We start from the raw sequence: 11,718 nt of genomic DNA on the forward strand, positions 1-11,718 counted from the left end.
ATTATTTGATGTTATTTCTGTTTACAATAGAGATTCTGGCCAACAGTGGAATTACTTTGTTAAAGGGATTAATACAATGATTTCTGCAGATGATGGATTCTATCAAACTTTAGATTTAACTGTTAACTATGGGTATGAACCTGCTCCTTATACAGATATAACCGGTATTACAGTAAATGTAGATACATTACGTTTAAAACTTTGGGATTGGGATTTAGAAGATGGCGATTTATTAAATATTTACTGTAATGATAAATTAATCGAAGAAAATTATTTCATCCGGAACAATCCAACATATGTAGACATTCCACTTGAATACGGTGTAAATATTATTGTATTTGAAGCAGTACGAAACCCAAAAGGGATTCTTACAGGACGTTTGCAAGTACTGGATACGCAAAATAATATCTTATTTGATTATGGTTCTCTACCAGATTTATCATTTCCTCGGGTAAATCAAGACAAAGATCACTATTATATCCAACGACCAGCAAAAACCTGGTCTGTTACGCGCGTGAACTAGGGGTGATTCTATGATAATGCAAAAAAACTTATATGATCCTATCATGTATTTGATGAAAGGATTAATTGACAGGCAAATATATACCGGTGGTAAACCAATGCCTGGGAATGACCCAAATGACGTATTTAAAGAAGGCATGACCGAAGGATATACACTTATTCGTGACGGTGCTCGTTTATCTGCAGTTGATGGAGATAAATATCTGCACTATGACTTAGCCTTTAATGCACACGGTATGCTAGAAAAGGTTCTTGTCTCGCATAAAGTAACCGGAAAAGAGATGGAGATACAATTAATATACAATGCACAAAAGCAATTAGAGCGTGTGCAACCGAGACTTCTTAATAAAGGTAACGGTATACTATCTGATTTACCAATTCCCGATGTGTCGTAATGATGCACGGGAATTTTTTAATACAAGAAAAAGGGTGATTGCTCTTGTTTGAAACAACCTATTTAGCCGGTGGCCGATTAGATCCACCTTTTCATCCGACTAAAACAGAACCATTTATACCTGGTTTCATTATGGATTCCACATCATTTAAAACGGATGAAGTGAAATATACATTACCTGCAGATATGGAGATTTACGCAATTAGTGTTAGTTCTTCCATTTACGAATTAGATGATAAATGGGATTTAATCGTAAACGGGCAAACCGTTTGCCAAGATATTTATACAAAGCGGCTTCCGGAAGGGATGCACTTTATGGTTTATAAAGCAGTTAAAGCAGGAGACACAATTGTATTTCGATTCCATAACCAAGGAATTCTTGATAAAACAGTTTGGTTTGAATTGCACTTTTTAAGATAAGGGGGCGTATTGATGAGTTTTGCTGTTACCTATATGGCTGGTGGAAGATTCGACGCACCTTACTTCCCAACAAAAACAGAGCCATTCATACAAGGGCGAAGAGTTGGTATACATGATGAAATTCATGTAGATAAGTTTTCATTACCATTCGAAACAGAAATGATTGCTTTTTCTGTTGCCGCTTCACATTACAGTGACTCGGACTACTGGAATTTATTTATTAATGGCCAACAAGTATTTAAAGAGGTTTATGTAAAAGATGTGCCGGAGGGATTTAACTTCTCCATTGTAAAACCTATACCTGCTAATGCAGAACTAAAGTTTGAATACCACAATGCATCTGCAGAGAAAAAAGCTATATGGCTTAATTACCAACTATTAAGAGATTAGGAGCGTGAAATAGATGGCATACGTTGAAAAAATGTATACAGAAGGCGAATTCCAAGACGAAATTGTTAAATTGGTAATCGCTAACGGATGGAAGAAAGTAAAATCGTTTTTCAGAGCCGTTTATCCGGATTTAGACGTAAAATCCGACGATGATACAAAATTTGAATTCGGCATGAGTAAGCACATGCTAGTGAAGAACAATAGCGGTTCTATTTATGGAATTGCTCAAATTTCAAAATGGTCACTTAAAAAGTCAGAGATTAAATACAACTTCACAAATGAAGAAGGAAAGAAAGCTTTTGCTGAAGACGGTAAAAAACGTCTAGAAAGCGGTAGGGATCGTTCTTGTTTTTATGTTTACATGATTGAAAAAGAACCAAGCGTTGATGAAGAAGGTGTACTTGTTCTTCCTTATGAATCTAATAAATTCGAAAAAGTATTATTAGATGTAGAATTAACCAAAATAACAGTTACTCCAAAAGTAAATAATGGTATATCTTACAAAGTTTACTCTTATGACGAAGCAGAGACACAAGTCATGATGTCCCCTTGGGTGAAAGTAACATTACGAAATACGAATTTACAAGGTATCGATGCTCAAACAAATTGGTGGCCGGATTCATTGGTTCGAATTAATGGCCAAGTTGATGAAAGCCGTGTTGTTTTATTAATACAAGCTGATAATACACCAGCTTTTGAAAACAATGTAGTTCCAGTTACTCCACTTTATATGGGCCAATTAGAAAGTTACGCTAACGATGATACATTAGGGGATGCATTATGGGCAGGAACCGCATTTGATACTGGGAACGAAGCAGCATCACACAAATTCGATTTTAACGATACGAAACCATATAGAAATGTAGAAAATTACATGCCTGTCATGAAGTCTTATCCACGTTCTCCTGGTAACGGTATTGATAACGTAATTATTAAACGTTCAAGATTAGGAGCAAGGTACCAGGCTCATTTTATTGCTTGGAATGTAGCGCCTAATGCAATGCCACCAGATCGCGTTGGTAAAGATGGTGGCCAATATTCACTAGCATGGCAATCGCAGGATAATGACGAATACAAATATCAATTTAACCCGTCTGTTTATAGCAATAAAGTACATACTTCTCGTGCTTATATTGTTCATCCAGATGAAGGTGTACGTGGATATTTACCTTATATGATCCTATTGTCTCCGTTAGGTCTATTAAATGGCGATAGATTAAAAGTTAGAAAGAATACTTGTCCGGATTCACACGACATTTACAAATTCTTTAATGTAGATGCTATTTCACCAATTACTAAAAGACCTGCTACGGCGTATCGTCCTGCTGGATTAGGTATTTTTGAGAAAACAGTATAAAGGAGTGTACATATATGTGGTTTGATAAAGTCGTATATTTACAAACATTACCGCAAGAATTAGAAAAATTATTTGCAGATAACGGTTGGAAACGAACGCTATTTTTCCAAATTAAGAGCGGAATTTCAAAATTTATTGATGTAAGGTTGTTTGAATCGTTAGGAAGCGATGGAGAACGTAGAAGATTCGGTATAGCAAATGCGTATGACACTGCGGATTCTGATTTCACTGATAGCCGGTTTATTTCTGCAGATTCTCCACTAGGTAAATTAGGGATGGGGGATGGCGTGAAGAAAGATTTCTCTATACCTGTTTCTCCTGTTCTTGGCCCTTCTGTCATTGTATATATAAATGGGTTTGAACAAGAAAAAAGTAAATATAAGGTGGATGCAACTACAGGAAAAGTAACATTTACTACTGCTATTGCAAAAGGCGATAAAGTAACATGCGAATACAGATTAGCTACCAACACATATGAGCCAAACAATGACATGCTGCTATTCACTTTTAATCGATACTTTATTGAAAAAGAGATCCTTTCCGGTGATAAATTAGGGGAATTAGGAAAAGGAAATGGAACGAAAAAGAACTTCGCATTGCCATTCCCTAACTTTGACGAAAGTAGGACCGTAGTTTACAAGGATAATACAATTGTTGATCCTAGCGAGTATTCGTTCACTGAAACGGAAATTGTATTTAAAACCGCCCCTGCAGCAGATACAACAATTAAGATTAGCGGTATTTATTTCTTATTACCAAAAGAAGACGGAACACTGGATACATTAACGGCAAAAACAAGCTTTGATGTACAAAAGATGGAAAGTATTATGGGCGAAGTATATTCTACAATAAATTTTGTGAATCCATCGCCTTATACATCAATTAGTTTTACACCGGAGCAGCGTTTCTCTAAAGAATTAAATCGCGACTCTGTTGTTTATCTGTATGGGAATGCAAACAAGGACCGCTTAATTATGTTTATGCGTGTAGATCCAACACCAAATCCAGTTCGTGCATTATTTGTTCCGTTGTATATCGGAAAATTATATACATTCGATGTTGCACCAAGAAAAAACATGATTATTTTAAGCGGCTGCAGACCAGGCGACCAATTTGTATATTCACCAAATAAGAAAATCGGTAATGCGCCACTTGATTATGGTTCTGATACATCAAACGGAAATGAAACAGTTCAATTATCACAATCAAGTACAGGAGCCATGTACCAGCATCATTATTTAGCTTTCATTACTCATGATATGTCAGTAGATAGTGGACAAGGACGATTTAACCCATCGGTCTATAGTGGTAAATATCATTTATCTCAAATATATATTGTTCATCCAAACGATGGATATGTTGGAAAGCTAGATGATGTTTATGCAGTGCATCCAAAGAATATCCAGCAAGCCGATGAACTAGAAATTGAAAAAACAGTTGTAGATGAAGTACTTGGGCAAGGGGATGGCCATCGTAAAGTATTTCATTTAGAACATAAGCCAAAGGGCGAAACGTTAAGATTATTCATTTCATGTAAAGAAGTAGAAAAAACAGATTATGTATACAATGCAGAGGATAAGACCGTTACATTTAACGAAGCACCGGTTATTGGTTCTGAAATCACAGGCGCTTATGAAATGGCTCAATTATATCGTTATACATTACCGACAACGCCCGTTTGTCCTATGACACAAGCAAAAGCAACACCATTTAATCCAATTGGTTTAGCGATCTACAAAGAAGATATTTAAGCATAAGGGGGTAGCAGAAGAATGAGTGAAAAAGTTTATTCTATTGCTTCCCCTTCTATATGTACCAAAGAAAAAAGTCATGTTGTTGTCGTTGGTTCTGGACCTAATCAGAATGAAAAAGTTTATTCTTTTTCTATTACACCTGCGAATACAGAAAATAAAAATGATGTTGATTATCCGGTTTGCATTGCTCCTTATGCGAGATATAAGGCTGTTAAAGAAGATAACGCAGGAGTAACTGCCACAAAAGTAAGAGCAAAAGGGATTTTAACAGATGTTGTAGAGAATGCATTGCGACAGATAGAGGTAGAAGCCTACATTTCAAATGCAACTGATTCTGATTTAAATCGAAATATAAATGTGGCCAACATTGAAATGCAACATTCGCAACGAATGGACAGTATTTCTGTTCAACTAATTTCAGCAGAAGAATCAACACAACATAGACGAATTTTCGATATAAACCATATCGAAGGGGTAGAGAGCGAAAAACCAAGTGAGATAGAAGCAATGGTACACGCTTCTGATGTAACAAATCTTATAACGAATGAATATGAAGTTGCGCCGATCATACAGCAGGATTTACTAAAAGGTAAGTTACGTGAATTCGCTGCAGGTGTGGAAGTATTACCAGAATGGGTAAATGTTGCACGTATTGTATACGGTGAGGGTTTTTATAATGACCTTATGGCCGACAGAGTTACAACGGATTATGAAGCTGTATCAATGCATAATGAAACGAGCGAGATTGTTACCAGAGAGCTAAAAGCTACACATGCAGAGGTTACTTTATCTAATGCAGTTCCACATATATTACCTGTATCTATTGCCGAAAATGAAACTGGTGATATACAGCAAAAAGAAATACTTCTTCATGCTCCAGCACAATTCGAATTTGGTACAAAAGAACGAGAAGTTAAAGGGATTATAGAAGAATTTGATTTGTTCAATGGTATGGGTATACCGGTTTATCTTCCGGATTATGATTTATTTGCTCGTATGCAAAGAGACATTGAAACGTCTATCGCTAAACAATATGAGTTGAATCGTGTAGAAGAAATTGAAAATGTGGACCTGTTTCCTTATGAAGATATTGAAAGTGCGTATTTAATTCGTGACATAGATGTAGCTCAAATTAACCTGGATCACTCTATTCGAGCAAAGGAACTTGCTGCAGATGTTATCGCAAGTAACGACGTAAGCAAGAAAATAAATATATTTGATTCTGAAAGAAATGAATCCGCATCATTTGCAAGAACAAAAGAACAGTATGCGAATGTATATACAACACACACATTTGAACGTATCGTAGAAACACTTGATTCTGTTTATGCCGATCAACAAGAATTCGCAAATAAAGAAAATGTATTTACTGCAGCTGTAGAGGTAGGACAAGAAGTTAAAAATGCTTCACGGATATTATCTGTTAAAGACATTTCCGAAACTGACGATGCGAATAAATCGCAAAACATATTCGAGATACAGACAATTGTCACAGAAGAAGCAGAAAGGTTACATGAAATAAATGCCGGCATGACTGATGCAGATTATTCTCATCGTATCTTCAAAGAATTACAAGGCGTATCGCCAGACGTTACATTTGCAGGAGTGAAAAATGAGTTGCAAGCAACTGTAGTTGAACTGGAACAAGCTGATAAAGAAGATACTGCAGTACTTACACATGTTGATGAAATTTCTTCATTTGGATTAAAAGAACGCGTACTTATTACTGATGTAAATAATGATGAAGTTGCTAATAAAACCGAAAAAGAATTACAAGCTACCATAGAAGAGTTTGATTTATTTGAGGGCCTTGGTATTCCTGTATATCTTCCAGAATTCGATTTGTTCGGCCGTGTTCAAAAAGAACTAGAAACACGTATTGCCTTATTTAATGATTCCTCTAAATCACTAAATGTGATGCAAATGAAGCTAGATAAAACAATTGAATCTGAAAAAGTAATGAAAGAACATACAACTGCAGTAATTGAAGAAGTAGCTTCGGACATTGTTCCAGTTATCTTAGATGCTGAACATATAACTTTAGACATTTCTTACAAACAAGATTCACAACAAGCTCTTATTACAGAGCAAGAAGCTTTTAACGGTATTCGTGAATTTGAGGGCGGAATTATCTCTGATATAACACCAGCTAATAAAGAAGTTATAACAACAGATGCAAATGTAATTGAAACTGTAGATGCAGCAAGGGAATCTGAACGATATGCAATCGTTAGTGAACAAGAATTATTAGAGCGACAGGCTATTGTAGACGCTGTGACTAATGAAGTTGATACATTTGATAGGGAATGTGAATTAGAAAGCGTCACAGAGGAATATGAACGGTTTGAACGTACACCAGAAAGAGAATCAGTTCTAGAAGATAATGAGCTATTCAAAATGGAGAGAGTACTAGATACAGAAAAACCAGATGAATTAATAGTTATCGAAAAAGAAAATGATGATCCGAAGTTATGGCTGCGGCATAGTCGTCAATCTTGGTGGACAAATTCAAATTGGAAGAAAACAAGATAAAGAGAAGGTGATGGTATGGCGTATATAGGACAAGTACTCAAAAATCCAGAAACGGGTTGGGGACGTTATGATGATAGCGATGCTCTTATTACGTATGAAGGCGCGTGGGAAATAAGGGGATCGTCTTCCGCTGCTTATGGTAAATATCATATTTGTGGTGGTAAATCAAAAATCCAATTTTCATTTGTGGGTAGTAAACTTCGTATAATAGGTTCTACTTATAAATTTTGGACTGGCACTGTTAACGTCGAGATAGATGGCAAAAAATGCGGTTCTTATAATATTTATGACCCCAATTCATTAGGGGAAAATTCTGTCCTTTTATATGAAAAGAACGATCTACAGTACGCAACTCATAACGTTGTCTTGCATGCAGATAGTACAAGTACTTTAGATGCTCTGGATTTTGGAGAACCAGGAGGGCTTGTCGTTCCTATTAAAGTCGGTGATGTATTAAAAGAACCAGAGTCTGGTTGGAAACGGTTTGATGATACGGATAGCAATATTCGGTACACAGGAGTATGGGCAAATTCAACTCATAGTGATTTTTATAACTCGACTTTGCACTTTAAACACAGTACGTCAAACAATCCACCTGATAAGAATCCAGTTTCACTCAAGTTCAATTTTATCGGTACAAGACTTAGAGTTATTGGTCTTATGAACTCGTCGTATGATGCTAACGCTACGATACTAGTTGATGGAGTGGAAGAAATGATCAGCTTCTTTAGGCCTGGTAGTCAATCCCAGACACTAGTATATGAGAAGATAGGTCTAATGAACCAAGAGCATACTGTTGAAATAAAAGGGTATTTTATAAACCTCGATGCAATTGACATCGATGCCGACGGAGAGTTAGTTCCTTTTAAACAAGAAAAAACAAAAGTATCCTTATACGAAAAAGAAAGCGGAAAAATATTTGTAGATAATTTTGATTCCGTAAATTCAAAATGGCTTATGTCACCATCAAATTCATTTAACAATGCTATCAAAAAAGGATTCTTACGTATGAATCATTCTGCAGATAAAGACGTTATGCTTTTAATCGATAAACCACAAAGTGACTTTTCAATCCAGGTTATTGCGGATTATGCTCCTACAAAAGAAGGAGATGAGGGCGGCTTACTGATTTATCAAAATGAAAAGAATAAGGTTGAATTCCTTGAATCTTATTCTGCTAATGGTTCACAAAGCAATAAAGAGTGGATGGCAATATGCAAGGAAGATCAATGGGACTTTTATACAAAGACAGATACATTTTTTGATTATGCGGATAACGACTCATTAGCAGCAAAAAGAATTGGTGTTGTTTTAAAAAGAGGAACTACAGAGGGATTTGTACCACTAGACATCAATAAAATTATTATGACTACAAGCAATTTGTTACGTCTGCGCCAACTATATGGAAATTATAAGGTTGTATTAAAAGATACTGCAGATAATATCCTGTCTACTAACATCGTAGCTGCAGCTCATACCGGCATTGATATTCTACTTCCTTCTTTAGAGTTTGAGGGAATCATAGAAATATATGACGAGGAAAACGAATTGATAGCAAAGAAACAAGCTACCTTTTACGGTGGGGATATGTATTGCATGGGTTCATCCCTGCAAATCAAAATGAATAGTGCAGAATTAAATACAACGGATCCAACGAACTTAGGTTACATGGTGAATAATGAGCGTATTGTAAAAATGACAATCGTAAATGATAACATCGGTGCTGCTACAAATATAAAACTATCCATTCAACAGTACATGGAGAAAGTTGGTTACACCTGGGCGCTTATTTCGTTAGATGGGACAAGTTATTTAAATGAAATACAGATTGATTCAGTAGCCGCACAAAGTACGCGTGATTTTTGGGTAAAGGTTGTGAAGGATACAAATTTCCTAGCATTCGAACCAATTTATTTTAATATTCATCTAAAACATAATTGAGGTGAATACATTATGGGAACTGTAATGAAATTATATAGATATACATCGGAAAGTGAGATTACACCATCAATCCTTATTGAGAGGAATATACAAATTACAATTGAACCAGGAAAAACTCTATATGCTCCACTAGATGTAGGTTGTAACAAATACGATATTCGCACGATTCAAGTTACAAATGATTCAAATGTTGAAGCAATGTTATTTATGTACGATCAAAAAGAGAATGGGAATCAGATATATAAAAGCTTATCTGAAAAAAGAACGTATGATATTTTATCCATTCCTTGCGAGGATAAAGATCATACAAACAAGGTCCATCTTTATATAGAAAATAGGGGCGTAGCAAACTCTACTTTTAATGTTTCTATGAAAGCGATACGTTTAAGTTAAGGAGGAACATACAGAATGACAAATAAAATTTGTAAGTTACACAGACTAGAGCGAAGAGAAGTCTTTATGAAGATTATCGATGAAATGAAAAAGGCTGGATGGCAGCAATTAAATGCTGATGCGCCATCAAAAGATAAAATTTATGTCATGTACTCAAGCGGTAACGACGGTATGAAGAACCATTATATAGAGTTACGTCCATTTGATGCCGCTAATGCAAGTAGCCAAGATATTATAGCAGGTAATTATACCTATTTTGATATAAGAGATTCTGTTAATTCTGTTACTGATGCAAGCTTTAGATTAATTGAACGATATGATAAAGAGAAGGATGTTACCTTCGGAGGACCTGGTTCGTTCTATCCATTATGTTTTCATCAAGGGAAAACAACTAACAGCGTTAATGTTACTACTATTAGCAAACCAATTGCTATGGTAGATCTATATTTATACGTTGATAAAGACATTGTTATTTATTGTGTTTATGAAAACGATGATAATCTTCCAGAACGAAAAGGGAAGACTGTAATAGGATTATTTGGTATTCCAGGTGAACTATATCAACAAGAACAATTCACACCTATATCTTCTCCTTTTAGTGTCTTGGTGAGTGTTTGTCCAAAGTGGGACCCTGGTACAGCACTGGTAACTGCTAGAAGTAAACTTATATATGAGGGATTAAAAAATGTCCCTATTACTACTTTCATTTGGGATAAGGTATTTTTAAAAGCACCATCTTTAGAAGGGAATATAATATTCACATCATTTTTCATGGGGGATAACATAGATGGATTAAGAGCAAAATTTGATGGCCTTTACACATATAGGGGTTCAAATTTTGTAATTGGCGATATCGTTGAAATTTCTCAAGATGGAGAAGTCCAGAAATATAAATTATTTAACACCTACTACTCAAGTGTATGGAGTTCATTTTCGGAGTACAACATTGCATTAAGAGTAGAATAAGGCTGGTGATTTTATGACAATAAAAGGTATAATAATTCAACCCAAAACACTGTATCCAACCGTACAACGTAAACCACAAATACGTAAAGGTTCAAAATTAGAAATTAGTGATATGTATATTACAGGGGTTAGGAAAACTTCTATACGGAAAGGAGTTATGTTTAACTTCTCCCGAAACGAAAGCAAAACTACTGAAAAATCAGTAATGAAACCACCACGTACCGAACCACTAGAATTCGCGTGGAAGAAAATGAACATATAACTTTATCAAAACTTAAGCGTGCAGCAGCAGGCTTTTTTATTTTGGTCAAAATTTGAAAGGAGGTGAGAACTTGGAAAGAATTCACGAACTCATCAAGGCATTGAATATAAGCGATGTTATTACAAGTACTCAATTTAAAGTAGGTGGTGCTATAGGCGGTGGATTAGGAACAATAATTAATTTGTTATATGGTAAAGCGAACTTAATTTGGATCTCGATTTACTGCTGGATTATCATGCTCGACTGGATTACTGGTAGTAAAGCTTCAAAGCTAGACGGAACATACTCATCACAATATGGAATTGAGGGCATCACGAGAACCGTGGTGCTTTTATCATTACCAGCCCTTGCACATTTATTTGATATTGCTCTTAAACTACCTGATTTCTTTTTCTTCATGGTAGTCGGTGGATTGAGTTATCACATTTTTAATAGTTTCGCAGCAAACTGTGCGCGAATTGGCTGGGAAAAATGGATTCCTGCATGGTTATTAGAAAGTGTAGCATCCGAAATACAAGCAAAAATCAAAAGAAGTGATGCACGAAAAGAAAAACATAATACCAAATAAAAAAATACACGCCTTACATAAGAAGAGCATTGTCAAAAGACGGTGCTCTTTTTGTTTGGCAAAAAGGGGAAACACACAATGAAAAAACCAATTAAACTATTTAGCTCATTATTTATGACTCTATTACTCTTATTTTCGTTTGCTACGGCTTCTTTTGCCGATAGAGTACTAATTATCCAAGACTTACCGAAACAAGCATATCGCTACGGTGTGGGCGCT

Annotated in this window: 11 protein-coding genes and 2 pseudogenes; all 13 read left to right on the forward strand. The window is 35.6% G+C overall.

Features of this window, described 5'->3' with window-relative positions; translation table 11 throughout:
- A pseudogene (locus ACTFRM_RS30950) lies at positions 1–523 on the forward strand (hypothetical protein); the annotation flags it as partial.
- Between the two features lie 10 nt (positions 524–533).
- Positions 534–917 carry a hypothetical protein gene (locus tag ACTFRM_RS30955; RefSeq protein ID WP_000605844.1) on the forward strand — a complete coding sequence of 128 codons (384 nt, stop codon included), beginning with the start codon at positions 534–536 and terminating at the stop codon, positions 915–917.
- A gap of 44 nt (positions 918–961) precedes the next feature.
- Positions 962–1,336, forward strand: a complete 375-nt coding sequence (locus tag ACTFRM_RS30960; protein ID WP_000464284.1) for a hypothetical protein — start codon at positions 962–964, stop codon at positions 1,334–1,336.
- Positions 1,337–1,348: 12 nt separating this feature from the next.
- A complete protein-coding gene (locus ACTFRM_RS30965) occupies positions 1,349–1,726 on the forward strand; it encodes a hypothetical protein (protein ID WP_000006649.1) in 378 nt (125 codons plus the stop codon).
- Positions 1,727–1,739: 13 nt separating this feature from the next.
- Entirely contained in the window at positions 1,740–3,083 is a 1,344-nt protein-coding gene (locus ACTFRM_RS30970; protein ID WP_440043876.1) for a hypothetical protein, read from the forward strand.
- A gap of 14 nt (positions 3,084–3,097) precedes the next feature.
- Positions 3,098–4,834 carry a hypothetical protein gene (locus ACTFRM_RS30975; RefSeq protein WP_440043878.1) on the forward strand — a complete coding sequence of 579 codons (1,737 nt, stop codon included), beginning with the start codon at positions 3,098–3,100 and terminating at the stop codon, positions 4,832–4,834.
- Between the two features lie 21 nt (positions 4,835–4,855).
- Positions 4,856–7,369, forward strand: a complete 2,514-nt coding sequence (locus ACTFRM_RS30980) for a hypothetical protein (protein WP_440043879.1) — start codon at positions 4,856–4,858, stop codon at positions 7,367–7,369.
- A 15-nt stretch (positions 7,370–7,384) separates the two neighbouring features.
- The gene (locus ACTFRM_RS30985; protein ID WP_440043880.1) at positions 7,385–9,310 is read left to right on the forward strand and encodes a hypothetical protein; all 1,926 of its coding nucleotides are present in this window, start codon (positions 7,385–7,387) and stop codon (positions 9,308–9,310) included.
- A 12-nt stretch (positions 9,311–9,322) separates the two neighbouring features.
- Positions 9,323–9,703 carry a DUF1998 domain-containing protein gene (locus ACTFRM_RS30990; RefSeq protein WP_087875299.1) on the forward strand — a complete coding sequence of 127 codons (381 nt, stop codon included), beginning with the start codon at positions 9,323–9,325 and terminating at the stop codon, positions 9,701–9,703.
- A gap of 15 nt (positions 9,704–9,718) precedes the next feature.
- The gene (locus tag ACTFRM_RS30995) at positions 9,719–10,669 is read left to right on the forward strand and encodes a hypothetical protein (RefSeq protein WP_440043881.1); all 951 of its coding nucleotides are present in this window, start codon (positions 9,719–9,721) and stop codon (positions 10,667–10,669) included.
- 13 nt (positions 10,670–10,682) lie between these two features.
- The gene (locus ACTFRM_RS31000) at positions 10,683–10,931 is read left to right on the forward strand and encodes a hypothetical protein (RefSeq protein ID WP_243340778.1); all 249 of its coding nucleotides are present in this window, start codon (positions 10,683–10,685) and stop codon (positions 10,929–10,931) included.
- 70 nt (positions 10,932–11,001) lie between these two features.
- Positions 11,002–11,499, forward strand: coding sequence for a phage holin family protein (locus ACTFRM_RS31005; RefSeq protein ID WP_440043882.1), 498 nt, complete (start codon positions 11,002–11,004; stop codon positions 11,497–11,499).
- Positions 11,500–11,577: 78 nt separating this feature from the next.
- Positions 11,578–11,718 (forward strand): annotated as a pseudogene (locus tag ACTFRM_RS31010) (N-acetylmuramoyl-L-alanine amidase); the annotation flags it as partial.

The sequence above is a fragment of the Bacillus cereus group sp. MYBK227-1 genome, from assembly GCF_051916325.1.
Classification (GTDB): Bacteria; Bacillota; Bacilli; order Bacillales; family Bacillaceae_G; genus Bacillus_A; species Bacillus_A cereus.

Excerpts from the sequence above, each read along its gene's own strand:
- ACTFRM_RS31000 (WP_243340778.1), top strand. The coding sequence starts at position 10,683 with ATGACAATAAAAGGTATAATAATTCAACCCAAAACACTGTATCCAACC.
- ACTFRM_RS30985 (WP_440043880.1), top strand. The coding sequence starts at position 7,385 with ATGGCGTATATAGGACAAGTACTCAAAAATCCAGAAACGGGTTGGGGA.
- ACTFRM_RS30990 (WP_087875299.1), top strand. The coding sequence starts at position 9,323 with ATGGGAACTGTAATGAAATTATATAGATATACATCGGAAAGTGAGATT.
- ACTFRM_RS30975 (WP_440043878.1), top strand. The coding sequence starts at position 3,098 with ATGTGGTTTGATAAAGTCGTATATTTACAAACATTACCGCAAGAATTA.
- ACTFRM_RS30995 (WP_440043881.1), top strand. The coding sequence starts at position 9,719 with ATGACAAATAAAATTTGTAAGTTACACAGACTAGAGCGAAGAGAAGTC.
- ACTFRM_RS30970 (WP_440043876.1), top strand. The coding sequence starts at position 1,740 with ATGGCATACGTTGAAAAAATGTATACAGAAGGCGAATTCCAAGACGAA.
- ACTFRM_RS30980 (WP_440043879.1), top strand. The coding sequence starts at position 4,856 with ATGAGTGAAAAAGTTTATTCTATTGCTTCCCCTTCTATATGTACCAAA.
- ACTFRM_RS30955 (WP_000605844.1), top strand. The coding sequence starts at position 534 with ATGATAATGCAAAAAAACTTATATGATCCTATCATGTATTTGATGAAA.
- ACTFRM_RS30965 (WP_000006649.1), top strand. The coding sequence starts at position 1,349 with ATGAGTTTTGCTGTTACCTATATGGCTGGTGGAAGATTCGACGCACCT.